Genomic DNA, 26,350 nt, shown 5'->3' on the forward strand with positions numbered 1-26,350 from the left:
GGAAGGTGGGTATGGCCATGATGGCCGGCCTTCCTGCTATTTTTATTCTGCTTTTGTCGGTGATCAGGGCTTCCAATTGTGGGGTAGCAGCTCACCGATTCTCGATGCCTTCTGGGTCGGCAGCCTCTCCATAATGTCTTTCAAATAGGCCTGCGGATTGAGGTCGTTGATCTTCGCGGACTGGACCAGGGTCATGATATTTGCCGCCCGCTGTCCACTGCGCAGTGATCCCGCAAACAACCAGTTTGAACGCCCGAGCGCCCAAGGCCGGATTTGATTCTCCACCCAGTTGTTGTCGATGGGGATGGCGCCGTCATCGAGATAACGGGTTAAGGCCTCCCAGCGTTTTACGCTGTAGTTGATGGCCTTGGCGGTGCCGCTGCCATCGGGCACCTGCTGTCGTTTGGCAATGAGCCAGTGATGCAATTGGTCGGTGATCGGTTTTGATCGTTCTTGCCGCTGGACTTGTCGCGCTTGCGGCGTCAGTTCAGCCAGCTCCCGCTCAATCCGATACAGGTCTTGGATGTAATTCAGCGCCTGCCCAGCAATCTGGCTCTTATTGGCCACATGCAAATCATGGAACTTGCGCCTTGCATGGGCCCAGCAACCGACTTCGCTGATGCCATTGGCAAAGCCAGCCTTGTAGCCAGCATAGTCATCGCAGACCAACTTGCCTTGCCACTCGGCCAGGAAGTCTCTCGCTGCCTGCCCGGCACGGCCGGGCTGGAAGTCATAGACCACGCCCTGGATGGCCGAGTACCGGGTTGAGGCATAGGCCCAAACATAGGCCTTATGTGTCTGCTTCTTCCCCGGCGCCAGCATCGCCACCGGGGTTTCATCGGCGTGCAAGACGGCTTCTTTGAGCAGGGTCTCTCGTAAAGCGTCGATCAAGGGCTGCAGCTCTACACCACAACGGCCTACCCAATCTGCCAGGGTGGAGCGCGGGATACTGACGCCCGCCCGGGCAAACTGCTGCGCCTGCCGGTGCAGTGGCAGGTGGTCAGCGTATTTGCTGATCAGTACCTGGGCCAGCAAATTGGTGGTGGGGATGCCTTTATCAATAATATGAGGGGCTACCGGCGCCTGCACCAGGCTGTCGCAGTCCCGGCAGCACCACTTGCCCCGGATATGACGCTCGACGCTAAAGATGCCGGGCTGGTAATCCAGCTTCTCGCTGACGTCTTCACCAATGCGGGTCAGGGCGCAGCCGCAGGAACAGTTGGTGTTTTCCGGCTCATGATGGATCTCGGTGCGAGGAAGGTCTTTGGGCAGCGGCTGGCGCTTGGCCCGTTTGCGCACGCGTTGCTCAGCGGCCTTTGGCGAGAGGGCTTCCAGCTCAGCCTCAATGGCGGCGATGTCTTCATCCACCAGCGCATCCAGCAAGGCCAGCTGATGCTTGTCCATCCCTTCGCTGCGCTTGCCAAAGCGATGTCGGCGCAGCAGGGCCAACTCGTGGGTGAGTTTGTCGTTGTGGGTAGAGAGCGTGGTGTTGGCCGATGCTAGCTCATTGTTAGCAGACACAAGCTGATCATTGTTTGCCTGCAGTTGCAGCACCATTGCCCGAAGCTGTTCAGGAGTGAGGTGTTGGAGGTCGGCAGGCTTAAGCTGAGTCATACAGCGATGTTGCCAGAACGTGGCGCCGCCTGCGATGACGATTCTGTAAATGGACTAAGGTGGGTAACTATGCTGCGCGAGCGCAGCATACCTAACGGGATTTACAGTACCGAGATGGTTGCCGCGCCACCGGCGCGCTGCCAGGGCAAGCCGGTGATCAGCGCCCGGAACTGCTCCTCATCCAAGGCAACCGCGCCCCCTTCGCGCAGATTGCTCCAGATAAACTTGCCGCGGTGTAATCGACGCGCCGCTAGCCAAAGGCCAAAGCCATCGTGCACCAACACCTTCATCCGGTTGGCGCGCTTGTTGGCAAAGAGGTAGGCGCAGTGGGGCCGGGCTTCGCCAAAGCTCTGCACCACACGTGCCAGCGTGGTATCCGGCCCGGCGCGCATATCCAGGGGCTCACGGGCTAACCAGATCTCATCAATGCGGATCATGAGGATTTGAGCCAGGCCGCAAGATGATCCAAACGCGCCATGGGCCAGTGGAGTGTCACTGTGCCCATGGCGCTGGCTATCTCCACCCGCAGTGTTTCCGCTACTGCGGTGACCCCTTTATCAGATCCCATTGATAGCGGTGCCACTCTAATGAAGTCGGTGTTCTCCGGAGCAGCCTGCCCCAACTGCTTGCGCCAGTTATGAACCAGGTTGGCATTGATCTCGAACTCGCGAGCGACACCGGCTATCGAGGCGCCGGGCACGAAGCTGGCTGTTACGACCTGTTGCTTAAACTGCCGGGAGTGACGGCGGCGATGCCGCTTAACCGGGGGAGGAAGTAACCCTTGTGTATCCATAGCTAAGTGTCCACTTAAAATAAGTGGACACTATGATTGCGGATGAGCGCACGAAATAGCAGGTGAGTTCACCGGACGGTTACGATGATCCTCCATCACCATCCGGTACAGTTCAGCTGTCTTGGTGCCTGACATCGGTGTTCCCTCCTTTATATGACTGATATGACTGAATGAACAGCGCTTGAGGTGTCCTTCTGATGATGATAGTAGTAGGCTCCTGTCTTAAACATGACCATAGGATTACATATATGTAATCCTATGGTCATGTTTCTGTTGGGAAGAGGCAGATAGTCTTGAAGGAAACCCGGCATATATTGATAGTAGGAGCGGTGAAGCGATGCGGCTATTGGTGGTCGAAGACGAAATCAAAACTGGCGATTATTTACAGCAGGGACTGACCGAGGCGGGCTTTCTGGTCACGTTGGCACGTAACGGCCTTGATGGCCATCATTTGGCAATGACAGAGACCTTTGATTTGCTGGTGCTGGACGTCATGCTGCCGGACGTCGACGGCTGGCGGATCGTGCAGTCGTTGCGCGAGGCTGGCCGTCAGACGCCAGTGCTGTTCCTGACCGCCCGCGACAGCGTGGATGACCGCGTAAAGGGTCTGGAGCTGGGTGCTGACGATTACCTGGTCAAGCCCTTCGCCTTTGCCGAGCTGCTGGCCCGGGTGCGCACTCTGTTACGCCGCAGTACGGTGCCGGTGATGACCGATCAGATCAAAGTTGCCGACCTCACCCTGGATTTACCGCGTCACCGGGCCACGCGCGCCGGCCGCAAGATCAATCTCAGCCACAAGGAGTTTTGTTTGCTGGAGCTGTTGGTCCGGCGACAGGGCGAAGTACTGCCGCGCTCCTTGATCGCCTCCCAGGTGTGGGACATGAACTTCGATTCCGACACCAATGTCATTGACGTGGCCATACGGCGCCTAAGGGCAAAAATCGATGACGATTATGAACCCAAGCTGATTCACACTGTGCGCGGCTTGGGTTACAAGCTGGAGGTCGAGGACGACCATGACGAAAGTTAGTCTCGCCCGGAGACGACCACTGTCACTCAACAGCCGGGTGATGCTGTTTGTCGCGATGGCTATCGGTTTCAGTTTACTGATGATCGGTTATCTTGTGCTGAATGAAGTAGAGCGCCATTTTGCTGAACAGGATGCCGACGAGTTGGTGGTGATTACTCGTGCTGTTGAAGACGCTCTACAATCGGCGAAAGATCAGGACTCGGCACCGGAGGGCGCCCTTGCGCGAGCTGTTTCTGGTCACCATGGTGTCTACTTTCAAGTGTGGGATGATGCGGGACGTTTGGTCTATGGTCCTGAGGAGGGTGGACCTTCGCCACAAGAAAACACCTATTCTCCTGTGAGCCGTATTCAGGTAGACAATCTTTATACCTGGCAAACTGATGGCAAAACCTACCGTGGCACTATCACGCATACCCGCATTGAAGACCAGAATTATCGCATCGTTGCTGCTATCGATATGGATTTCCATATCCACTTTCTGGAAAATTTTCGGCGCAGTTTGTGGATGATTATGGTGCTGGCAGGCGCGGTGACTCTCTTGGCGGCCTGGTATGGCGTGCACCAGGGGCACGCGCCCTTGCGCGAGCTGAGTGCGACAATGAGTGATATTCAGGCGGATCGCCTTCATGTGCGTCTAGACCCTAACACCGTTCCCCGGGAACTGCAAAACCTTGTCTGTTCCTTTAATCATATGATTGGCCGCTTGGAAGACAGCTTCGTTCGACTATCCTATTTCTCCGCCGATATTGCCCATGAATTGCGCACGCCTTTGACCAACCTGATCACCCAGACCCAGGTGGGTTTGGGTAAGTCCAGAAGCCTGGAAGAATATCGCGAACTGCTCTACTCGAATCTTGAAGAACAGGAGCGCCTGACCAAAATGGTCAACGACATGCTCTGGCTGGCCCAGAGCGAACACGGCCTGCTCAAGCCTGTCTGGGAACCGCTGGATCTGGCTCGGGAAGTGCGCGAGCTGTTCGATTTTTTCGAGGCCCTGGCGGAGGAAAAGCACATCCAATTGGTGTTGGAAGGAAAGGCACCGATTATACAAGGTGACCGCGCTATGCTGCGTCGCGCATTGTCCAATCTGCTGTCCAATGCAATACGCCACACACCAGTGGGAAGAAGTGTGCTGATCCGTCTGGATTCATCGGGCGAGGGTAGGGCGTTACTCAGCGTACAGAATCCGGGGCCAGAAATTCCAGCCGAGCATTTGCTCAGGATTTTCGACCGGTTTTACCGGGTCGATCCTTCCCGGCAACGCCAAAGCGAAGGTGCTGGCTTGGGGCTGGCTATCGTCAAGTCCATAGTCGAGGCCCATGAAGGAAACATCGCGGTGATCTCCGAACGCGGCGTCACGCGCTTCACGATCAGTTTACCCAGCATGGCTGATGTAGAGGTGAGTGCTACGGGAGAAAGTGATGAGTCAATTGACCATCGGTAAACTGGCACAAGCAGCTCGGGTCAGTGTCGAAACTATTCGTTATTACGAACGCCTCGGGCTTATCGAACAGCCGCTAAAGCCAGCTTAAGGATACCGCACCAACCCAAAAGCCACTCTGAAGCGGGTCTTCTTCATGAAATGAGCCCAAGAGCTAGGATCCACTTTGTAAGAAATCGATAATCTGTTGGCGCCTAGAGAATCGCATTGTCCGGGGTCGCCGTGAAGATCAGGATGATCATGCTGGTGTATCTCAACCAGTCCAATGTACAAACGCAAGAGGAGTGCGATGCGTGAGGTTGCTCCGACAGAAGATACGCACCGTAATGCCATTCTGCACGGCCCCGGACTGCGGGTACGACTGGTTATGAGAGCAGCTCAATGGAGGCAGAAGGATATCCCGTGTGCCGACAGGAGCCGTGTTGTCAGGAATGCCAACAAACCAGTCACACACTTGACTCTATAGCTACCATAGGCATTAGAATTGAGATTAATTATCATTAGCAACAAGCCAAGTAGAGATCTCGTTAATGCAGGCGCACTGGATATACCGTTTTATAAGCCCGAAGCAATTTGTTTTGAATGTCTCAGTACTGCTGCTGGGCTTATCGTGTTTGCTTCCAGCGACCAGTCAGGCCGAGATGAGTGATGACGGCTCGGCTCAGATGCGTCAATTGGCACAGCTGGCCGAATACATTGCTGTGGATTACGTGGAAGCCGTCAAAGATGGCCATGTGGTCAATGACGGTGAATATCAGGAAATGCTGGAGTTCTCCCAGCTCATTGTGACGAATATTTCTGAGATTCAGGATAAATCAGCCGACGCTGGCGACCTGACAGATCAGGCCAAGGCTTTACAGGAAGCCATCCAGAACAAACAGGCTATTGAAACAATTCGGCAAATGAGCGGCAGCCTGCGGGGTACGTTGTTGGCACTGATGCCTCAGTCGTCCTTACCGGATCGCCTGTTGTCCAAAGCTACTGTCAAAGGGTTGTATGAGAGCCAATGCGCTTCTTGCCATGGCGCAGCCGGTGGGGGCGATGGTGTGATGGCCGCACAGCTGGAGCCCGCTCCAACCGATTTCACCAGCAAAGAGCGAGCCTTGAATCGGTCTCTTCTGGGCCTGTACGACGCTATATCCAATGGCATAGACGATACCGCAATGCCGGCATTTACCCAACTGACGGAAGAGCAACGCTGGTCGCTGGCGTTCCACGTCGGCGGATTGGCATTTCAATCCGGCTCTGAGGTTACAGGCGAGCCACCTGGCGTCACCTTGTCACAGATGGTTAACCACACGCCGGCGCAACTCGCTGCAGAACACCCGGATATGACGCAGAAGGGGATCGAACGGCTGCGCGCAAAGCCAGAACTGTTATTCCAGGAATCGACCAATCCTCTGAAAATCACCCGCGACCAACTGCTGCTAGCACAAGAGGCACACCAGCGCGGCGATTATCAGACAGCACAAGCACTGGCGGTCAGCGCTTATCTGGATGGCTTTGAATTGGTCGAAAACAGCCTGGATGCGCAGGATAAAGCACTCCGCCAGACGCTCGAAGCCGATATGATGGCGATAAGGCAATTATTGAAGCAGGCTCAGTCCCCGGGTGAGGTGGAAAGCGCTGTGAGCCGGACGCTGGCAAGGTTGGATGATGCGGATCGATTGCTTTCGGAATCTACCTTGTCCAATGCGACCCTGTTCAGTGCCAGCTTGGTTATTCTGTTGCGGGAGGGGCTCGAAGCCCTGCTCGTGGTGATTGCCCTGGTGACTGTGCTGGTGCGAACCGGTCGGCGTGACGGACTTCGGTATGTGCATTTGGGTTGGGTAACGGCATTGGTGGCCGGTGTTGCGACCTGGGCTGCCGCACAGTCACTGGTCAGTATCAGCGGCGCCAGCCGCGAAGTCATGGAAGGGGTTGCGGCCCTTTTGGCGGCGGTCGTGTTGCTCTATGTCGGCATCTGGATGCACAGTAAAACCCATGCTGCCCAGTGGCAGGCCTATATCCAGCAGCACATCAACTCCCACCTGACTGCGGGTACCCTGTGGGGTCTTGCGCTGCTGGCATTTATTGCGGTTTATCGTGAAGTCTTTGAAACGGTCTTGTTTTATCAGGCGCTGCTGACCCAGGCTGCAGCCGCTCAATATTCATCCGTATTCAGCGGCTTTGTAGCCGGTACTGCTTTCTTGGCCGTATTGGCCTGGTTGCTGGTGCGTTACTCAGTGAAATTACCCATTGCCAGATTCTTTTCCGTCACCACCTACCTGTTGCTGGCCCTGGCGTTTGTCCTCATGGGTAAGGCGATGTCGGCACTTCAGGAAGCGGATCTTATCGGTATTACCCCATTGCCTGTCAGTTTTGAATTCGATTGGGTCGGCGTCAAATCCACCTGGCAGGGGATCATGGCGCAATTGTCGGTACTGGTGGTTTTCCTGGTCTTTCTGGGGCTGGCGAGAAGGCAGCGGAAAAATGCCCCTGTTGCAGAACGTTCAGGAGAGTTTTTGGAACCGGGTGTCAGCCGCTCGAAACCGGAGTAGCCGACAAATTCCGCAATATGCCGCACTGCTCCACTGTCCGACGGTTTGAACAGCTGCGGCGCAGCATTCTCAGTTGCTCGTTCAGCCTGGTGAGTTCCTGGATACGCGCCTCTACCTGCTCGATATGCCTATCCATCATCCGATTCACGTCACCACATTGTGCGCCGGGGGAACGGCTTAATCCCAATAATTGCCGGATCTCCGGCAAACTGAGATCCAGGCTGCGGCAGTGTTTGATGAACAGCAATTGCTCAACGGCAGCTTCATCGTACAGGCGAAAATTGCCTTCACTCCGTTCAGCAGAGGCAATCAAATGTTCCTTTTCATAATGCCGGATGGTTTGCACGGAGCAGCCAGTCACTTTCGACAGTTCGCCGATTTTCATTTATTCAATCTCCGTGCTTGACTCTATGCTTACTATAGAGTCTAAAGTGCACACCATGGATAGAGCAAGGGCTTTTTATGACAAACACATGCCGCGACAATTGTCATAGTGACGCGATGAAGAACACTCCCCAGACTGCTGAAGTACACGATGCTACTCATGGCGGCTTTGTCAGTGAGTATCTTGTCCCCAAGATGGACTGCCCTTCTGAAGAAGGCATGATCCGTATGGCGTTGGACAGTGTGGAACCTAAAGTCGTACTGGAATTCGATACCCCCAAGCGCAAAGTGCGTGTCTTTCATGGAGACAACGCTGACGCCATTGAGGAGCGAATGCGCGCACTCGGCTTGGGTGCGACGTTGGAAAGCACAATGCCTGTCGCCAGAGATGACCTCGCCCGAGCACAGGCGTCCGCAAAACAGGAGGCACAAACAGAAGCTGGCATTCTCAAGTGGCTACTTGCCATCAACGGCATCATGTTCGTCATTGAAATCACTGTCGGCTGGTGGGCGCAATCCACTGGCTTGATCGCGGATTCGTTGGACATGTTTGCGGATGCCGCCGTTTACGGCGTGGCGCTGTATGCCGTAGGGCACAGTGTGCGGGTGAAGCTGCGCGCAGCCCATTTTTCCGGCTGGCTTCAGATCATTCTTGCCCTAGGCGCTTTGGGCGAGGTGGTAAGGCGATTAGTATTTGGTAGTGAACCGGTTTCCACTTTGATGATGAGCTTCGGGCTTGTTGCCTTGGCGGCCAATGTGACCTGTCTGCTGTTGATTGCCAGGAGCCGGGATAGCGGCGCACATATGAAAGCCAGTTGGATATTCTCTGCCAATGACGTAATTGCGAATCTAGGTGTCATCCTAGCCGGTGGATTGGTAGCCTGGACTGGCTCACGTTATCCCGACTTGGTGATTGGCCTGATCATCGGTTTGATTGTGCTGAATGGTGCACGCCGTATTTTGCAGCTCAAGTCCTGAATAAGAAAAGGTGATGAAGAGTCCACGATCCACCTATATTCCTGCTTTGAAGTATCATGCTCTAACCCGTTATTACGACTGGGTGGCTTCCTTGACTACGCGAGAGAAAATTTTCAAAACGGCGTTGGTCAATCAAGCTGCTCCGTTAGCGGGGAAACACTTACTGGATGTGGGCTGCGGCACGGGAACCCTAACTCAAATGTTTGCCGAAAGAGAACCGTCGCTGACTATTACTGGTCTGGATGCAGACTCTGGAGCACTCGAACTAGCCAAAACCAAGTTTGCTTCAATGGATCAGCGTGTGAGTTTGTGGCAGGGTTTCGCACAAGATATGCCCTTCGAAACAGCGACTTTTGACGTTGCAGTGTCGAGCTTGTTTTTTCACCACTTGACACGACTGCAGAAGCTCGATGTCTTAAAGCAAATCCATCGGGTCCTTAAACCTGGTGGCAGTTTACTCGTTGCTGATTGGGGAAAGCCTTCGTCATCGATTCAGCGAATGCTATTTCTGCTGGTTCAGTGTCTTGATGGTTTTGAAACGACACGAGATAGTGTTCACGGTATGCTGCCCTATTTGATCGACGAAGCCGGATTTGTAAAAGCTGAGAGTAATGGCTGCGTGTCAACTCTCTTGGGAACCATCCATTTGATGAGTGCAAAGGCATAAAATGAAGTGGGACATTAAGAAATTCGTCGGTTTTCTGATTCTGGACAATTACTTTAAACCTAATGGTATTGAGAAGCGAGCTTCGTGATCCGACGAATCACGATTTACCTGTTGTTAGCTTTGATTGCTCTGCAGTCAGTGGCTGCTATGCCGGATACGTATAAACTTTATCAATCCGGTACAGAGCTCCTGCCAGCTGCGCATAAATATTTGGATGCGGACACGAATTTTGATGGAAGGCTCGGAAAGCAAATGCCGGACAAGCAGCTCCCCTATGACTGCTATCAGTGTAGTTGTTGTCACGCGCACTGCTGCTTTTTGGCACCCAGTAGTATTTCTCCGATGGAGGCTTCGCTACTTGGAAGTGTCATAACGCTTTATCAAAACTTTAAACCTCCTGTTATTCCGGCTTCCCTTTATCGCCCTCCTATTGGCTGATCCTGGCCTTTAAGAAACTCAAAGACATCACGGCCATGGTCATTGTGTTGAGCCGCTATATTTCTAGAACTAAGGATTCATTTCATGTTACCCAATTACAGCGCGTCTGTTTATGGCGCTAGCAAACCGTGGTCACGCAGGTACCCTGGTTTTTTATTCAGTTTATTTATTTTCTTTTTTGTCCAGGGTGCCTGGGCCGCTTCCACGGATACATCCATTACGTTAAATAGCGCCATCGAGCGTTTAATAGCTCAAAACCCTTCCTTGAAAATTTTTCCCTATCGCTATGCCGCCCTTCAGGGGCAGGCAGAGACGGCCGGGTTAAGGCCGGCGTATGAGTTGGGTTTTGAGGCTGAAAATGTCGGCGGTACCGGAGATTTTAGCGGCGCAGGTGGTGCTGAGCTGACCATTGCCCTGTCTTCGGTCATCGAAATGGGGAATAAGCGCGTGGCTCGACAAGGCGTTGTCTCCCACAGTCGGTCAGTGCTCGATGCCAGCCGACAGGTGGAATCCCTGGCCTTATTAGGCGAAGTCACCCGTCGCTATGTCGATGTGCTGGCCGCACAGGAGCAGGTTACCCTGGCTGCCGAGGCTGCTCAATTGGCAAACGAGAGCTTACGCATTGTGAAAAAGCGGGCTACGGCGGGGGCGACTCCCGAGGCGGAAGTCAAACGGGCACAGGCCGCTGCCGAGCAAGCGAAGCTCGCTTTCCTTTCGGAGCAGCAACGGCTGGCTTATTTGAAAGTGTCGTTGTCTGCTCTATGGGGAGTGACTACACCTGACTTTGCCAAGGTGCAAGGTGATCTATTCCAGTTTGGCGAGGACGTCGCCTTTGAGATGCTATACGCCAAAGTGGAAAAAAATCCGGCGATCGAAATATTCGCGGCAGAGTCCCGCCTCAAAGAAGCTGAATTACGCCTTGCCCAAACCCAATCCAGCGCCGATATCAGTTGGTCAGTGGGGGTTCGTCGAATACAGGAAACCGATGATACCGCACTGGTGGCTGGCTTCAGCATGCCGTTGTTTTCCGGCCAACGAAATACCGGCGCTGTGTCGACTGCGCTGGCCGAAAAAAATCAGGTGTTGGCACAACGTGACGTAATGCTGCTGGATTTACACACTCAGCTGTTCCGCGCCTATCACAACCGCAAACAAGCCATTGTCGCGGTAAAAGCACTGCGTACCGCCATCATTCCCGCCCTTGAGCAGGCCCTGGTAGACACTCAGGTGGCCTATCAACGCGGCCGCTACGGGTATCTCGACTATGTCAGCGCGCGGCAGGAATTATTGAGCGCCAGGCGTACCCAGATCGAAGCGGCGGCAGCCGCTTTAACCTATGGCGCAGAAATTGAGCAACTAACAGCAGAGCCCCTGGCCTTGACTCAGTATGGCGAAGACAACACATTTTCAGGATCATCACGATGAAATCAAGAACACATATTAACAAACCCATCCCCCATCTTCTTGGCTGTTGCTTCCTAATCGCACTGCTATCCGGACATGCTCTTGCCGAAACAGGTCGCGGAGAGGAAGCAGAGCACGGCGAAGAAGGCCACATTGAACTGACTCAGCAGCAGATACAACATTCGGGCATTACGCTGGCAACCGTGACTTCTGGCACCATCCGCGATGTATTGCCGGTATACGGCGTCGTCGCCACCAACGCAGAACGCGTACAATCAGTGACCGCACGCTTTGACGGTGTTATTCGGGAAGTTAAAAAAAGTGTTGGTGATCCGGTTCGTAAGGGCGAAACCCTGTTGACCGTAGAAGCCAACGAAAGCCTGAAAACCTATTCGATAGTTTCGTCACTCAATGGCGTTATTACACAGCGCAACGCTAACCCTGGCGAACAAACCAGCGATGCCCCCCTATTGGAGGTGAAGGATTTTTCCACGGTCTGGGTAGAGCTGTCGATTTTTCCAAAGGATGTTGCTCAGGTTCAATCAGGGCAGAAAGTTCGCATTCTCAGCCTCGATTCGAGCCAAACCGCAGAGGGAAATATCATCTATATTGCGCCACTTGGCCAAGGTAGCAATCAGGCCATTACGGCGCGCGTTTTGATCGACAACCCAAACGGCACCTGGAAACCGGGTCTGTTTGTCAACGCACAAATCACCCGCGCCGAAATTAATACTCCCGTGGTGATTCGCAACGAAGCCCTGCAAATCGTCGACGACAATCCCGTTGTTTTTGTTCGGGGAAAGGAGGGTTTTGAGGCACGCACGGTAACCTTGGGACGCACCGACGGCGAGCTAAGCGAAGTAGTGTCCGGCCTGTCCGCAGATGAAGTGTATGTCAGCAACAACAGTTTTATTTTGAAAGCGGAATTGGGTAAAGGGGAGGTTGGCGATGATGATTAATCACTTCCTGAAAGACATTCTGCATACCATCGGCCGGAACAGCATTTTCATTGCCGCTCATCGAAGGAGTGTCTGATGATCGATAAACTGATTCAATTTTCCATCGCACGCCGTTGGCTGGTGATGTTTCTGGTGCTGGTAACTGGTGCCCTGGGTGTCTGGAACTATCAGCACCTACCCATCGACGCGGTACCCGATATCACCAATGTCCAGGTGCAAATCAATACCGAAGCTCCCGGCTACTCACCGCTGGAAGTGGAGCAACGCATTACGTACTTGGTGGAACTGGCGATCACAGGGCTGCCCCACGTGGAGAGTACACGTTCGGTATCACGCTATGCTCTGTCCCAAGTGACCGTGGTGTTTGAAAAAGGCACGGACATTTACTTTGCCCGCAATCTTATCAACGAGCGCTTGCAGCAGGCAAAAAGCGAGATGCCTTCAGGAATCGGTCCGGTGATGGGGCCCGTTGCCACAGGACTCGGTGAAATCTTTCACTATGCAGTGCATGCGAAACCGGGCGCCTTGCAAGAAAATGGTGAGCCCTATGATGCGACGGCCTTACGTACCTTGCAGGATTGGGTGATCCGTCCGCAGTTACGCCTGGTTCCCGGCGTCACCGAAGTCAATACCATTGGCGGCTTCGAGAAGCAGTTCCACATCACGCCGGAACCTTCAAGACTGCTGGCCTACCAGCTCAGCTTTGATGATTTAGTAGCGGCACTGGAGAAAAACAACGCTAATATCGGTGCTGGCTATATTGAAAAAAATGGTGAGCAATATTTAATCCGCGCCCCCGGACAGGTGGCTGACATCCCTGCGATCGAAAAAATCATCGTCGCTCGTCGAGCCGGGTTACCCATTACCGTGGCTGATGTGGCCGAGGTCGGATTCGGCAAAGAGTTGCGCACAGGTGCCGCTACTCGCGATGGTGAGGAGACTGTATTGGGTACCGCCGTCATGCTGCTGGGAGGTAATAGTCGGACGGTTTCCCAGGATGTGTCGGCCAAGTTGTTGGAGATCAATAAGACGCTGCCCGAGGGCGTGATTGCCGAACCGGTTTATAACCGTACGGTACTGGTCGATAAAACCATTGCCACGGTGCAGGCCAACCTGGCCGAAGGTGCGGTATTGGTTGTCGTCGTGCTCCTGATCATGCTCGGCAACGTCCGGGCGGCCTTACTCACCGCAATGGTGATTCCATTGTCGATGTTGATGTTGATGACGGGCATGGTGCAAACCAAGGTCAGCGCCAATCTGATGAGTTTGGGCGCACTCGATTTTGGCTTGATTGTGGATGGTGCGGTGATCATTGTCGAAAACTGTATCATGCGCTTGGCTGGGCGACAGCATCATCTTGGGCGCACCTTAAAACTGGATGAGCGTTTTCAAACGGTGTTTGCGGCCACCCGCGAGGTTTTTGCGCCGAGTTTGATCAGCGTGTTAGTGGTGATTCTGGTGAACTTACCCATCCTGGCTTTGACGGGCGTGGAAGGCAAAATGTTTACGCCCATGGCTATGGCGGTGATCATGGCCTTGCTGTCTGCGTTGGTGCTGTCACTCACCTTCGTCCCTGCCGCCGTGGCGCTGTTTATGACGGGGCATATCGAGGAGAAGGACAATTTTATTGTTCGCCACTCCAAACGGTTTTACGCCCCGGTTTTGGCGTGGGCGCTAAAGTTTCGCGTTCTCGTATTGTCTGCGGCCCTGATCTTTGTGGTTTTGGTCGGCGCACTGGCCACGCGGATGGGGACGGAATTTATCCCTAATCTGGATGAGGGCGATATTGCCGTCCAGGCACTGCGAATACCCGGCACCAGTCTCACTCAATCCCTGGATATGCAGTTTCAACTGGAAAAAGCGGTTCTGGAAATCCCTGAAGTCAAAACCTACTTCGCGCGCGTCGGCACGGCCGAAGTTGCCAGTGACCCCATGGGGCCCAACATTTCCGATGGCTATGTCATGCTCAGGGATCGCAGTGAATGGCCCGATCCTGATAAAACCAAAGCGCAGCTGTTGGAAGAAATTGGTGAGAAACTGACGTTGTTGCCGGGAAATGCCTATGAGATCAGCCAGCCGATCCAACTGCGCTTCAATGAATTGATTTCTGGTGTGCGATCAGACCTCGGGATCAAGGTGTTCGGCGATGATTTGGACCAGCTGCTTAAATCGGGCAGCGAAATCGCGGCGGTATTGACTGGCATCGAGGGCGCCGAAGGTGTCAAGGTCGAACAGGTATCCGGTTTGCCTATTCTGTCCATTAATGCTGATCGTTCAGCTATGTATCGTTATGGCTTGAATGTAGCCGATGTGCAGGACGTAGTCGCCGCCGCCACGGGCGGTGAGGAGGCTGGCCTGATCTTTGAAGGCGATCAACGTTTCTCGATAGTGGTGCGAGTGGCCGAGCGCATAAGGGGCGACTTACAAGCGTTGGAGCGTTTGCCGATACCACTACCAGACGGCGGCTACGTGCCACTGCGGGAAGTGGCTAGTCTCACGCTGGCCCCTGGACCTAATCAGATCTCTCGTGAAAACGGCAAGCGGCGGTTGGTAGTCAGCGCCAATGTTCGCGGTCGTGATTTGGGTGGCTTTGTGGCCGAAGTTCAGGACAAAGTTGCGCAACAGGTGAAATTGCCTCCCGGCTATTGGCTGGAGTACGGCGGTACTTTTGAGCAACTGCAATCGGCCTCGCAGCGGTTGAGCCTGCTTGTCCCCGTCACTTTGGTGATGATTTTTGCATTGCTGATGATGACCTTTGGTTCGGCAAAAGATGCGGCATTAGTCTTCAGTGGCGTACCGCTGGCGCTGACTGGTGGCGTTATCGCCTTGTGGTTGCGAGATATCCCTTTATCCATCACCGCTGGCGTTGGGTTTATTACTTTGTGCGGTGTATCGGTGCTGACGGGGGTCATGATGGTGTCGGCATTTCGGGATGAGCTCAGTCGCGGAGAATCAGTCGAGCAGGCGATTCTGGGCGGCGCCATGTTGAGATTGCGGCCGATATTGATGGTCGCTCTGGTGGCCGCATTAGGTTTCCTGCCGATGGCACTCAATACCAGTACTGGAGCCGAAGTCCAGAGGCCACTGGCCACGGTCGTTATCGGCGGCATTATCTCTTCCACGTTACTTACGCTATTGGTGCTTCCCGGACTGTATCGACTGGCCTGGCGAAGGCCAAAAGCGATTGATGACAATGGCGACACGATAGCTCAGTAACGCCTTCTGGATTGCGGCATAGAACCCTTTGTCGCGATCCCTCTGATAGCAAAAACGACACTTTTTGGGAGTATTTACATGAAACAAATTACCGCGTTTATTCACCATGTTCGATCAGCCGATGTCATTGAAGCACTGCGTGACGCAGGCTACAAAAACATATCGCTGCTCGACATCAAGGGGACCTTAAAGCCTTTAGGCGAGCAGGAGCTGGCGTATTCGTCCGAAGCTGGTGTGGTTATCTCGGAAGTGCAGTTATCACTGGTTTGTGAGGACAACCAGGTGGAAGAGGTGACATCCATCATTCGCAAAACCGGGAAAATCGGACCCAACATATCCGGTTGGGTATACGTCACCCCTGTCGAGCAAGCGTTGCCTATTGGAGGAAAAGAAAATTAACTTCATGGCGAACTCCAACCGGACAACCACCTTTTGTGGTTGGCTAGGTCTTTCCGGTTTGATATTACTGATGGATCAGGCAAGTAAGTGTGCCGTTGAGCGTACGATAGAGTACGCTGAGCGAGTGGAGATTAACTCAGTTCTTAATATCGTGCACAGGATGAACCCTGGCGCTGCATTCAGCTTGCTAGCTGATGCTGGTGGCTGGCAACGCTATTTCTTTATTGCATTAGCATCTGGCGTATCAGTTTGGTTGGTTTGGACAATGCGGCAGTGTCCAAACCGGCTTGAAGCGGCGAGCTATTCGTTGGTGCTTGGTGGTGCATTGGGCAACATGGTTGATCGTGTATGGCGAGGATCGGTAGTGGACTTTCTTGATTTTCACTGGAGCAATTCTCATTGGCCAGCATTCAATCTGGCTGATACAGCGATATTCATAGGGGTATGTATTTTGATTGTTGGTACCATAGGCCGTAGAAATGATCCAGCCCATGATGGGTGAGATAGCAGCAACCGTAATAACAACGAAGAAATGAGGTAAGTAGGAACACGTTCCATCATGAAATAGTGGAGCGTGTGGTTTCATCTATTAACTTCGAAATAGTCTCCGCTCTCGCCGGTGCTTGCGGAGAACATCTCTCTTAACCGTGCCCATAGGTGTGGGCATCCTTGTGCATGTGGTCCGGGTGCTCGAATTCCAGTGTTGAATGACTAATGTTGAATTCCTGCGCCAGAGCCTGTTTTATCCTGTATTTGATATTCTCAAGCTGATCCCATGCACTTTCCTCGATAATCACATGGGCCTCCAGCGAGGCATCGTGTTCGCCCATCTGCCAAAAATGCACGTGATGAAGATCGATAACGCCTTCGATGTTGGACAGGGCAACAATGACGGCATCGGTATCGATATCCACCGGGCTGCCCAGCATGAGGGTTCTGATAGTACCGCCGATTTCTGTCAGACCCAGGTAGAGAATGTAGCCCGCGATGCCGATGGTGATGGCAGGATCAACCCAGCGCATGTCGTAGAGTAAAATAAGGGTCCCGCCAATGACCACGGCGACCGACGCGAGCGCATCCGACAGATTGTGAAGAAACAGTGCGCGGATGTTGACGCTGTCTTTTTGCATCGAATAGGTGAGCAACGCTGTCAATGCGTCCACGGCCAAGGCGATACCACCCAGCCAGACGACCCACCAGCCCTTTACCTCTGGAGGATCGATTATCCGCATGCCACCTTCGTAAACCAGGTAGAACCCGATAATGATCAAGGTAGTGTAGTTGATGAGGGCTGCAACGATTTCAATGCGCCCGTAGCCAAAGGTCATCCTTGCGTCAGCCGGGCGGCGCGCAATTTTTTGCGCCAAGAACGCGATGACGAGTGAGGCCATGTCAGAGAAGTTATGCAAGGCGTCCGCGATAAGGGCGAGACTGCCGGCAAAGATACCTCCCCCAATCTGAGCCAGGGTCAGGATCCCGTTCGCCCAGATGGCGATGGCAACGCGTTTATCCTTGGTCTCGGGGGGCATATGCACATGGTCGTGACTCATTGGGTTAACCTAGTTGGTGGCTATTTATAAAGAGGCATCTGCTGTATTCAGCTTACTCTGTGCCTGGTCGCCTGTACCTTGGCGATTTTGTGGATTTTGGGCCATTGTTTACTCATCCTTTTTGACAGCTTTCAGGAATTCCGCAAGGCTGTCTTCGGCCGCTTTTTTGTTCGGGAATGGCCCGATATTTTGACCTTCACGGGTTAAAAAATACCAGTCACTGTTGATGGCGTGGATGCGATGTGTTCGAAAGTGTGGAGCTTCCTTCGGGTCATCTTTTCGTTGCTTGGGTGGATTGTTCATAGTCTTTCCAGGATATAAACCGCAATAAAAGAACGTTGAAAAAATCATGGGGAGATTCCTCCCCATGGTAGGGCTTTGCTTAACTATCAGTGTCGTGCTTAATGTCGCCTGTGGGCGTGGAGTTACTCGCACTTCTGCCATGCAGCAACGCATAGAGCACAGGGAGTACAAACAACGTCAACAGGGTGGACGAGATAATCCCGCCGATCACCACGGTCGCCAGAGGACGCTGGACTTCGGCGCCGGTGCCGGTATTGAGGGCCATGGGCACAAAGCCGAGGCTTGCTACCAGGGCAGTCATCAATACCGGCCGTAAGCGGATCAGGGCGCCTTCGACAATGGCCTTCATCAGGTCACCCTGCTCGTGCCACAGATCGCGGATAAAGGCGATCATCACCAGACCGTTCAGCACCGCCACCCCGGAGAGGGCGATAAAGCCAACACCCGCCGAGATGGACAGGGGCATGTCTCGCAGCCACAGGGACAGAACCCCGCCGGTAAGGGCCAGTGGCACGCCGGTGAAGATGATCAGGGCATCCTTGAGGGAGCCGAAGGCCATCACTAATAGTGCGAGGATGATGGCGAGTGTCACGGGCACCACGATGGCAAGCCGCTGACTGGCGGACTGCAGTTGCTCGAAGGTACCGCCGTAATCGAGCCAGTATCCGGGAGGTAGGTCCACGTCGTCCGCAATGCGCGCCTGTGCTTCCTCGACAAATCCGCCCAGATCACGGTCCCGCACGTTGGCGGTGACCACCACCCGACGTTTGCCGTTTTCCCGGCTGATCTGGTTGGGCGCCGGAGCTAACTCCAGCTCGGCCACTTCCGACAAGGGCACATAGCCACCGTCCGGCAGGGGGACTGGCAGGTCCGCGAGGCTGTCCACATCCCGGCGGATGTCTTCGGGAAGACGCACCACCAACTGGAAGCGGCGGTCGCCTTCGTAAATCAGGCCGGCGTTTTCGCCCCCGACACCGGCTGCCACCAGATCCTGGAGATCATCCACCGTCAGCCCGTAGCGGGATAGCGCCATGCGCTTGGGGTGTACCGACAGCATGGGCAGGCCGGTCACCTGTTCGACCCGGGCATCGGCGGCGCCCTCCATGGATTCCACAACCTCAAGGACGTCGTTGGCCGATGCCAGCAACTGATCCAGGTCATCGCCGAATACCTTGATGCCGAGATCGGCGCGCACGCCGGAGATCAGCTCGTTGAAGCGCATTTCGATGGGTTGGGTGAACTCATACTTGTTGCCAGGAAGCATTTCCACCGCTGCTGCCATTTCCGCCACCAGATCATCCTTGGTTTTGTCTGGATTCGGCCATTGGCTGCGGGGCTTCAAGATGACAAAGTTGTCCGCCACGCTGGGGGGCATGGGGTCGGTGGCCACTTCCGGCGTGCCGATCTTGGCAAACACCTTGTCTACCTCCGGAAACGCCTTCAGCCGTTCTTCCAGCTGCGACTGCATCTCGATAGATTGCTCCAGTCCGGTGCCCGGGATGCGCAGGGCATGGAGAGCAATATCCCCTTCATCCAGTTGTGGAATAAATTCCGACCCCAGGGTGGTCGCCAGCCAGAGACAGACCGCTACCAGCGCGGTCGCGCCGCCCAACACCAGCCAGCGGAACCTCATGGCCACCCATAGCGCGGGCCTGTAGAGCGATTTGGCGCCGCTGATTACCGGGCTTTCCTTTTCGCTGATCTTGCCCCCCATAAAGACCGCCACAGCGGCGGGCACCACGGTCAGTGACAGCACCATGGCCGCCAGCAGTGCCATTACGACAGTGGCCGCCATGGGGTGGAACATCTTGCCCTCGACCCCGGTGAGGGCAAAGATCGGCAGGTACACCACAGTAATGATGGCGACACCAAACAGGCTGGGACGAATCACTTCGTTGGTGGCCTCGAACACCAATTGCAGACGTTCCTTGAGAGCCAACTGACCCTGGTGCTGGGCCTGGGACAGGCGCCGGATACAGTTCTCGACGATGATGACCGCGCCGTCGACGATCAGGCCGAAGTCCAGCGCTCCCAGACTCATCAAATTGGCGGACACGCCAGACCGCACCATGCCGGTTATGGTGGCCAGCATCGAAAGCGGAATGACTGCTGCCGTGATCAAGGCAGCGCGCAGGTTGCCGAGCAATAGAAACAGTACCACGATCACCAGCAGCGCCCCTTCGAGCAGGTTCTTCTCCACCGTGGCAATCGCCTTGTCCACCAGGGCTGTGCGGTCGTATACCGCCTCCACCTTGACGCCGTCGGGCAGGGAGGGCTGAATGGCCTCCAGTTTCTCGGCCACCGCCTGTGCTACCGCCCGGGAGTTTTCTCCCACCAGCATCATGGCCGTGCCCATCACTGTTTCCCTGCCGTCGCGGGTGGCGGCGCCGGTGCGCAGCTCCTTGCCAATGGCCACTTCAGCTACATCGGCTACCCGGACTGGCGCACCATCCCGGTTGGCAATCACCACCTGTTCAATATCGCCAATGGTGGCCAGCTGCCCGGGCGAGCGCACCAATAGCTGTTGACCGTTGCGTTCGATATAGCCGGCGCCGCGATTGGTGTTATTGGCCCGCAGGGCGCTGACCAGTTCATCCACCGTGATGCTGAACTCCAGCAATCGTTGGGGTGATGGCGTGACGTGGTACTGCTTTTCGTAGCCGCCGACGGTGTTGATTTCGATCACACCGGGCACCTGGGCCAACTGGGGCTTGATAATCCAGTCCTGGATTTCCCGCAGCCCTGTAGTATCCAGGGGGCTGCCATCCGCTTGAGTGGCGCCGGGCAGGGCTTCTACGGTGTACATGAAGATCTCGCCCAAGCCCGTGGCGATGGGACCCATCTCCGGCTCCAGTCCGGGTGGCAGCGCGCTCTTGATGGCGCCCAAGCGCTCATTGATCAGATTGCGGGCGAAATAGATGTCCGTGCCTTCCTCGAACACCACCGTGACCTGGGACAGGCCGTAGCGGGACAGGGACCGGGTATAGGACAGGTTGGGCAGGCCGTACAAGGCCGTTTCCACCGGGAAGGTGATGCGTTGCTCTGCCTCCAAGGGGGAATAGCCCGGTGCCTCGGTGTTGATCTGTACCTGGACATTGGTGATATCCGGTACCGCGTCGATGGGCAGGCGCTGAAAACTCCACACGCCCACGCCGACCAGCACCAGAATAAGGGATAACATTAAAAACCGTCGCTCTACCGAGAGACGTAAGATGGCATTGATCATCATAGCCTCCTGGTTAGTGGTCGTGGGATGCGCCGGATTTTTCGATATCGGCCTTGATCAAATAACTGTTTTCCACCACATAGCGATCGCCTGCTTGCAGGCCGCCCAGTACCTCAGTCAGGTTGCCGTCGCTGCGGCCCAGCTCCAGTGGGCGGATCTCGTAGGTGTCATCCACCTGAATAAACACCACGGTCCAGTCCCGAAAGGATTGTAGGGCGCGGTTGTCAACCACCAAGGGGGCCTCCACCGTTTCCACCACGATATCCCCGGCCACCAGCAACCCGGGGGTCAACAGACCCTCGGCATTGTCGACTTCAACCCGGGCGAGGGTGTAGGGCGCGTTGCCGGGTGCCGGCAGCAAGTGGCGGATGGTGCCTTCCCGCTCGATGCCGTCAGCCTTCAGTCGGACTTTCTGGCCAATGGCAACCTCGGCCCGTTGGCCGGGGAAGACCTTGAGTTCGGCCCACAGAGTGGTCAAATCGGCAATGGCGAATAGGGGTTGCTCCCCGGCCATTTCCCCATTGCTGATCCGACGCTCAATGACGATCCCGTCGATGGGCGCTCGCAGTGCGTAGGTTTGCAGGCTTTCGTTGGACTCGACTTGAGCGAGCACGTCACCACGTTCGACCCGATCGCCCAGATTGACCTTCACCTGGCTGACCACGCCCGGGAAACGGGCGCGGATCCGGGCAATCTGCTGCGGTGCCGTGGTCAGGCTGCCGTAGGTGGTGAGGCTGCGCTCGATGGCACCCGGCCCGGCTGCGGCCGTTGTGATACCCGCTTTATCTGCGATAGCCGGGGCGATCCGGGTGCGACCTTCGTGGGATTCCCAGTGCCAGCGGTAGTTCTTGCCGTCCATGGCGAGGGTCACTTCCACGTCGAAGGAGTGGGGTTCGGTCACCACGCCATCCCCCAGCCAGTAGTCCCCCTGGTAGGCGAAGTCGAATGTGTCCACTTGCCCGCCCAGGCGGGTGAGCTGGACATTGAGGTCAATATCATCGGTAACGGCGCGGCCAGCCTTGGTGACCCAGGCCCGGTATTCCGGGGGAACGCCCTGCTCAAAGATTTGCAGTTCGACGGTGGCGTCGTTCTGTTGCAGCAGTATGCCGCCGTGAGGCCCCCTGGCCTCGGCCTGCGATTCGTCGTGTTGTTCCTCGGCGGCTTGTAAGGGACTGATGGCAAGGCAGCTGGCCACCAGAATCAGACAGAGTTGTTTTATCAATTGCATGGTGTGAATCCTGAATTTGTGGGTTAGCGCGTCGGGGCGCCCGGAACAGTCGCGAGTGGCTGCGCCGTGAGTTGTTCGATCAACGCCTGGTTGAGCAGCGCCGTGGTGGCGGCGTCGACCAGTGCCTCCCGTGCTGAGAGCAGCTCCCGCTGTGCGGCGGTCCACTCCACATAGCTGTAGCGGCCGTTTTCATAGGCTTCGCGGGTCTGAGTGAGTGCCTCGGTCAGGTCGGGAAGCATTTGGCTGCGAATCTGCTCAACAGTCTCGATGCTTTGTTGCCGCAAGTGATAGGCGTCGAACAGGCGCGAATGGAGGCGCAGCAGGGTATCCTCCCGGCGGAATCGGACCTCATCCCGCGCCGCCAGGGCGGCCTGCACCTCGCCGCGATTGCGCCGTCCGGAAAAGAGCGGTACCGAGAGCCCAGCGGTCAAGGCCGTATCATCCGTCTCTTCGAAGCGCCGGATGCCGACCTGCCAACGGATGTTGCTCTCGGACTGGCTGCGCACCAGCTGAATCTCCGCTTCACGGATACGCTGTTCGCTGGCGTAGATTTGAATGGCCGGGCTGTCGCTGACCCGCTGGTACAGGGCATCGAAGTTGTCGGAGGAACCGAACTGGAACAGATCGCCTTCCAGCATTTGGAAGTCCGGGCTGGTATCGCCCCACAGGGAAGCCAGAGCCATTTTCCGGCTCTCGTAGGCGGCTCGCAGACGGGACTGCTCAATACGACTCTGGGTCAGCGCAGCCCTGGCGCGCAGGACTTCGGCCTGGGGCGCCGCGCCGCGGTCGGCGCGACGGGTGACGATCTCGTGGGTGGCCTCGGCCAGCGCCACGGCTTCAGCGGCGAGTTGGAGTTTTTCCTGCAGGGCCAGGGTGGCGACAAAGCGCTGGGTCACCTGTCCGAGCACATCCAGGGTCTCGGCCCGGCGCTCGGCCTCGACGCGCCCGTATCGTGAGTCAACCACGCTGACGCGGGCCTGACGCTTGCCGCCAAGTTCGAGAACCGATGACAGGGATAGGGTGTACTCTGCCCCGTCAACTCCTCGCAGATTGTCGCTGCCGAGGAAGTTTTCCACTTCCAGGCCGGCCTCCAGGGCAGGATTTTGATCTGCCGTGATGCGTCGGCCATCAAGACCCTGAAGGCGTAAATCGAAGACCTGGAGGCCGGGGTTTTGTGCCATGGCCCGCGAGAGAGCTTTGGACAGAGTGAGCGGTTTCTCCCCGGCGAGTGCCAGGGTAGAACCAAATGCCAGCGTTAGAAGGCAAAAGGCATGGATAATAAAGTGGCACGGCATTGCGCGGCGCCCAGTTTGCATGGGCATTCTGAAAAGCATGAGACTGCTCCTACGAAAGTCTAAATGACAGTTGTCCCCCGGGTGGGGAAGGTATTCGCAGGATCAGAAAATGGGAGGGCGGAAAAGGGAGGATTGAACCCCGGTGGTGAAGTTGGCTTGGTAGTCGGACCGTACTATTCCCGCCGTCAAGCCGGAAATGTTGGTGAGGGTTCCCATCAATACCATGTGAAAGCAGCTGTGGCTGTGATGGCAATGGTCCGCTGAATGACTGGGGCTGTCGGGAGACGACTTGGTTGCCTGATTTTCGCTGGAAAAATCCGCTGATTCGTGTGAATGCTCATCATAATGTGGCATTGCGGGGTTGTGCGGTTGTGCTTCATAGGCAATAGACGCCACTGACTGCAAAGCAATCAACAGCGTCATTGCGACTATGAAACAGCGTTTAATCATGCAAGTGGTCCCGGAATTTGATCGTGAGCCTAGCAGAAAGGCAACCACATTGAAACGACTGGACCCCCATGGGGTTACGTGAGGCACTGGTGCGCTGGCCTGAGCAAATCAAGTGGAGGCGATAGTTAAATTGCGTCATCAATATCCCCATAGATAGATTGATACCGCTATTGCAGATAGCCACAGACTGATAATGACGCCTGCCGCGACCCGGCTGATCGGCGTTGGGTGGTGGAGTCTAGCGCGTTCGCGATTCTCATGAATGACAATCTTTGGAGTCATTTTTATTACCAGCCAGATGCCCGCCGGAACGATCAATAAGTCATCCAGGTAACCAATAACCGGGATGAAGTCTGGTATGAGGTCGATAGGGGAAAAAGCATAGGCACCGACGACGAAGGCCAGTATTTTGGTGTGCAGAGGGGTGCGAGAGTCCCGCGCAACCAGCCACACCGTATACATGTCCTGCCTGATAAGTCTGGCCCATCTTTTTAGCTGCGTTCGCAATGTCTTCACCGGTATTTCGGAACTAATCGTTGAATGACCTATTTTAAATACGATCGGAGTATGTCGATGACATCATCGAGTTCCTGCTGACGCTGTGCCTGAGAAATGTCTTCGGCGCCCAGATGTTCACGCAGATGACCTTCGAGCACTTCGGACATCAGGCCATTGATAGCACCGCGTATGGCCGCTATCTGTTGCAGTATGGCTGTGCAATCCTTGCCCTGATCCAGGGCTTTTTCAATGGCTTCTGCCTGCCCCTTAATGCGTCGAACCCGGGTTAAGAGCTTTTTTTGATCCCTGTTGGTGTGTGCCATATGCACTGTTCTCTAGTGTGTAAATATATACTGGGGTATAGTATATGTCGCGATGCATTAAGGTACCAGTCCTGTGGAAAAATTTGACAACACCATTCCTTGGCAGCACTCCCATATTTTTGATGACGGCAATCCGTTAGCGGAACGAAACACCCGGTGGGCCGTTTGGCTCACCGCAATTACCATGGTGGTGGAAATCGCCGGGGGATGGATTTACAACTCCATGGCGCTATTGGCCGATGGTTGGCACATGAGTTCCCATGCCATGGCGTTGGGTTTGTCGGTCCTGGCTTACGGCGCAGCACGGCGTTTGGCCCATAGCAAACGCTTCGCCTTCGGCACCTGGAAAATTGAAATCCTGGGCGGCTATACCAGTGCGATTTTGTTGGTCGGAGTCGCCGGGTTGATGTTGTTTCAATCCGTTGAACGCTTGCTGGCACCGAGCCCCATTCACTATGACCAGGCGATCCTGATTGCCATGGTAGGTTTGTTGGTCAATCTCACCTGTGCCTGGTTATTGAAAGATGGTCATGCTCATCATCATGGCACGGATAGCCACGATAGCCATCACCATCATCACGACCTCAACCTGCGTTCTGCCTATCTACATGTCATGACCGATGCGGCAACCTCTCTATTGGCCATTGTCGCCTTGTTTGGGGGCAAGTGGTGGGGGGCCAGTTGGCTGGACCCGGTAATGGGTATTGTGGGTGCAGGCCTGGTGTCCGCCTGGGCCTACGGGCTTTTGCGGGATACCGGTCGCGTGCTTCTGGATGCAGAAATGGATGCGCCTGTGGTGGCGGAGATACACGATGCCATCAAGTCGGCGCCGGTAGAGGCGGCAATATCGGATTTGCATGTCTGGCGAGTAGGGAAGGGGAGCTACGCGTGCATCTTGTCGCTCGTGGTGGATGAAACCGTAGCGCCTGACGATATCAAACGGTATTTAGGCGTACACAAAGAGCTTGCTCATGTGACCGTGGAGTTGAATCAAGTCAGAGGGTAGCCAGCCGGAATCATCCTGATCTTTGATGCGCTGCCAAATCTTCGATGATTGCATCGTGAGTAGATAGGGATGCATGGGCCTTTTCGAGATGCGGATCTGCTGCTGCCATCATGGAGTAACTGCCTCAAACCCCTCGTGGAGGGATGCGATCAGTGGGCAGGTGACATTGTCCTTCTGGGTGCAGCACTCCTCGACGAGTTGGTCGAGCACGCCTTCAATTTGCTGAAGACTGCGGATCTTGTCTCGCACGTTGCCCAGCTTGCGCTCGCCCAGTGCTTTGGCCTCGTCGCAATGGGTGCCGTCTTCGAGTTTCAGCAGTTCTCCGATTTCCTCCAGACTGAATCCCAGCCATCGCGCCCTGCGGATCAATCGAAGCCGTGCCAGCGCGTCCTCGTCGTAGCGGCGAATCCCGCCTAAGGGCTTCTCAGGCTCTGTCATCAGCCCCAGCCGCTGGTAGTAGCGAATAGTTTCGACGTTTATCTCTGCGGCCTTGGCCAGACTGCCGATGGTCATGGATGTGTTTTGAGAACCGGACACGTTGCTTGACTCCGTAGTCGACTACGGAGATAAGCTTGCCACAGTGGTGAATAAAACAACAGGAGGTTTGC

General features: G+C 55.3%; 25 protein-coding genes. 12 read left to right on the plus strand and 13 right to left on the minus strand.

The features are described 5' to 3' along the window. Positions 1 to 63 precede the first annotated feature (63 nt). The 3 genes from tnpC to G411_RS21640 all read right to left on the minus strand — a co-directional run bounded on the left by tnpC (position 64) and on the right by G411_RS21640 (position 2,407). Complete coding sequence (tnpC, locus tag G411_RS0115865; RefSeq protein WP_022960199.1) at positions 64 to 1,614, minus strand: IS66 family transposase; 1,551 nt, start codon at positions 1,612 to 1,614, stop codon at positions 64 to 66. A gap of 101 nt (positions 1,615 to 1,715) precedes the next feature. Next, a complete protein-coding gene (gene tnpB / locus G411_RS0115870; RefSeq protein WP_022960200.1) occupies positions 1,716 to 2,051 on the minus strand; it encodes an IS66 family insertion sequence element accessory protein TnpB in 336 nt (111 codons plus the stop codon). Further along, positions 2,048 to 2,407 (minus strand): transposase, encoded by a 360-nt coding sequence (locus G411_RS21640; RefSeq protein WP_022960201.1) that lies wholly within the window; start codon positions 2,405 to 2,407, stop codon positions 2,048 to 2,050. The genes tnpB and G411_RS21640 overlap by 4 nt, the downstream gene beginning before the upstream one ends. Before the next feature lie 337 nt (positions 2,408 to 2,744). Here G411_RS21640 and G411_RS0115880 point away from each other — a divergent pair, with 337 nt between their 5' ends. From G411_RS0115880 to G411_RS20845, 4 genes are all read left to right on the plus strand, one after another. After that, positions 2,745 to 3,437 (plus strand): heavy metal response regulator transcription factor, encoded by a 693-nt coding sequence (locus G411_RS0115880; protein ID WP_022960202.1) that lies wholly within the window; start codon positions 2,745 to 2,747, stop codon positions 3,435 to 3,437. Next, the gene (locus tag G411_RS0115885; protein ID WP_084495606.1) at positions 3,424 to 4,881 is read left to right on the plus strand and encodes a Cu(+)/Ag(+) sensor histidine kinase; all 1,458 of its coding nucleotides are present in this window, start codon (positions 3,424 to 3,426) and stop codon (positions 4,879 to 4,881) included. The genes G411_RS0115880 and G411_RS0115885 overlap by 14 nt, the downstream gene beginning before the upstream one ends. After that, positions 4,859 to 4,969 carry a MerR family DNA-binding transcriptional regulator gene (locus G411_RS21925; protein ID WP_231580283.1) on the plus strand — a complete coding sequence of 37 codons (111 nt, stop codon included), beginning with the start codon at positions 4,859 to 4,861 and terminating at the stop codon, positions 4,967 to 4,969. Before G411_RS0115885 ends, G411_RS21925 begins: the two co-directional genes overlap by 23 nt. 439 nt (positions 4,970 to 5,408) lie before the next feature. Next, positions 5,409 to 7,418, plus strand: coding sequence for a cytochrome c/FTR1 family iron permease (locus tag G411_RS20845; protein WP_022960204.1), 2,010 nt, complete (start codon positions 5,409 to 5,411; stop codon positions 7,416 to 7,418). Here G411_RS20845 and cadR read toward each other — a convergent pair. Then, the gene (gene cadR, locus G411_RS0115895) at positions 7,396 to 7,803 is read right to left on the minus strand and encodes a Cd(II)/Pb(II)-responsive transcriptional regulator (protein WP_022960205.1); all 408 of its coding nucleotides are present in this window, start codon (positions 7,801 to 7,803) and stop codon (positions 7,396 to 7,398) included. The two genes, G411_RS20845 and cadR, sit on opposite strands and share 23 nt — an antisense overlap. 116 nt (positions 7,804 to 7,919) lie before the next feature. Here cadR and G411_RS0115900 point away from each other — a divergent pair, with 116 nt between their 5' ends. The 7 genes from G411_RS0115900 to lspA all read left to right on the plus strand — a co-directional run bounded on the left by G411_RS0115900 (position 7,920) and on the right by lspA (position 16,365). Then, positions 7,920 to 8,780 carry a cation efflux transmembrane domain-containing protein gene (locus tag G411_RS0115900; RefSeq protein WP_022960206.1) on the plus strand — a complete coding sequence of 287 codons (861 nt, stop codon included), beginning with the start codon at positions 7,920 to 7,922 and terminating at the stop codon, positions 8,778 to 8,780. Between the two features lie 13 nt (positions 8,781 to 8,793). Further along, on the plus strand, positions 8,794 to 9,447 hold the full coding sequence (locus G411_RS0115905; RefSeq protein ID WP_022960207.1) for a class I SAM-dependent methyltransferase: 654 nt from the start codon (positions 8,794 to 8,796) through the stop codon (positions 9,445 to 9,447). A gap of 522 nt (positions 9,448 to 9,969) precedes the next feature. Beyond that, positions 9,970 to 11,310 carry a TolC family protein gene (locus tag G411_RS0115910; protein WP_022960208.1) on the plus strand — a complete coding sequence of 447 codons (1,341 nt, stop codon included), beginning with the start codon at positions 9,970 to 9,972 and terminating at the stop codon, positions 11,308 to 11,310. After that, complete coding sequence (locus tag G411_RS0115915) at positions 11,307 to 12,248, plus strand: efflux RND transporter periplasmic adaptor subunit (RefSeq protein WP_022960209.1); 942 nt, start codon at positions 11,307 to 11,309, stop codon at positions 12,246 to 12,248. The genes G411_RS0115910 and G411_RS0115915 overlap by 4 nt, the downstream gene beginning before the upstream one ends. A 75-nt stretch (positions 12,249 to 12,323) precedes the next feature. Continuing rightward, positions 12,324 to 15,464, plus strand: coding sequence for an efflux RND transporter permease subunit (locus G411_RS0115920; protein ID WP_022960210.1), 3,141 nt, complete (start codon positions 12,324 to 12,326; stop codon positions 15,462 to 15,464). Positions 15,465 to 15,542: 78 nt separating this feature from the next. Next, positions 15,543 to 15,863: a P-II family nitrogen regulator gene (locus tag G411_RS0115925; protein WP_028968519.1), complete on the plus strand. Its 321-nt coding sequence runs from the start codon at positions 15,543 to 15,545 to the stop codon at positions 15,861 to 15,863. A 4-nt stretch (positions 15,864 to 15,867) separates the two neighbouring features. Then, on the plus strand, positions 15,868 to 16,365 hold the full coding sequence (gene lspA, locus G411_RS21930) for a signal peptidase II (RefSeq protein WP_084495608.1): 498 nt from the start codon (positions 15,868 to 15,870) through the stop codon (positions 16,363 to 16,365). A 139-nt stretch (positions 16,366 to 16,504) separates the two neighbouring features. Here the strand turns inward: lspA and G411_RS0115930 are convergent, their stop codons facing one another. The 8 genes from G411_RS0115930 to G411_RS0115960 all read right to left on the minus strand — a co-directional run bounded on the left by G411_RS0115930 (position 16,505) and on the right by G411_RS0115960 (position 24,736). Then, positions 16,505 to 17,413 (minus strand): cation diffusion facilitator family transporter, encoded by a 909-nt coding sequence (locus G411_RS0115930; protein ID WP_022960211.1) that lies wholly within the window; start codon positions 17,411 to 17,413, stop codon positions 16,505 to 16,507. A gap of 108 nt (positions 17,414 to 17,521) precedes the next feature. Next, positions 17,522 to 17,764, minus strand: a complete 243-nt coding sequence (locus tag G411_RS20850) for a DUF6316 family protein (protein ID WP_157581360.1) — start codon at positions 17,762 to 17,764, stop codon at positions 17,522 to 17,524. Positions 17,765 to 17,795: 31 nt separating this feature from the next. Next, positions 17,796 to 20,942, minus strand: coding sequence for an efflux RND transporter permease subunit (locus G411_RS20855; RefSeq protein WP_022960213.1), 3,147 nt, complete (start codon positions 20,940 to 20,942; stop codon positions 17,796 to 17,798). Positions 20,943 to 20,955: 13 nt separating this feature from the next. Then, positions 20,956 to 22,170 (minus strand): efflux RND transporter periplasmic adaptor subunit, encoded by a 1,215-nt coding sequence (locus tag G411_RS0115945; protein WP_022960214.1) that lies wholly within the window; start codon positions 22,168 to 22,170, stop codon positions 20,956 to 20,958. A gap of 23 nt (positions 22,171 to 22,193) precedes the next feature. Further along, complete coding sequence (locus tag G411_RS0115950) at positions 22,194 to 23,465, minus strand: TolC family protein (RefSeq protein ID WP_211218361.1); 1,272 nt, start codon at positions 23,463 to 23,465, stop codon at positions 22,194 to 22,196. 102 nt (positions 23,466 to 23,567) lie between these two features. After that, positions 23,568 to 23,915 (minus strand): hypothetical protein, encoded by a 348-nt coding sequence (locus G411_RS22180; protein WP_157581362.1) that lies wholly within the window; start codon positions 23,913 to 23,915, stop codon positions 23,568 to 23,570. Between the two features lie 138 nt (positions 23,916 to 24,053). Beyond that, complete coding sequence (locus G411_RS0115955) at positions 24,054 to 24,368, minus strand: YkvA family protein (RefSeq protein ID WP_425423268.1); 315 nt, start codon at positions 24,366 to 24,368, stop codon at positions 24,054 to 24,056. Between the two features lie 92 nt (positions 24,369 to 24,460). Continuing rightward, positions 24,461 to 24,736, minus strand: coding sequence for a metal/formaldehyde-sensitive transcriptional repressor (locus G411_RS0115960; protein WP_022960217.1), 276 nt, complete (start codon positions 24,734 to 24,736; stop codon positions 24,461 to 24,463). Positions 24,737 to 24,809: 73 nt separating this feature from the next. On the opposite strand from G411_RS0115960, the gene dmeF reads away from it, so the two are divergent. After that, on the plus strand, positions 24,810 to 25,742 hold the full coding sequence (gene dmeF, locus G411_RS0115965) for a CDF family Co(II)/Ni(II) efflux transporter DmeF (RefSeq protein WP_022960218.1): 933 nt from the start codon (positions 24,810 to 24,812) through the stop codon (positions 25,740 to 25,742). A 108-nt stretch (positions 25,743 to 25,850) separates the two neighbouring features. On the opposite strand, the gene merR is transcribed toward dmeF, so the two are convergent. Then, positions 25,851 to 26,279, minus strand: a complete 429-nt coding sequence (merR, locus tag G411_RS0115970) for a mercury resistance transcriptional regulator MerR (protein WP_022960219.1) — start codon at positions 26,277 to 26,279, stop codon at positions 25,851 to 25,853. Positions 26,280 to 26,350 lie beyond the last annotated feature (71 nt).

The organism is Spongiibacter tropicus DSM 19543, from assembly GCF_000420325.1.
Lineage (GTDB): Bacteria > Pseudomonadota > Gammaproteobacteria > Pseudomonadales > Spongiibacteraceae > Spongiibacter > Spongiibacter tropicus.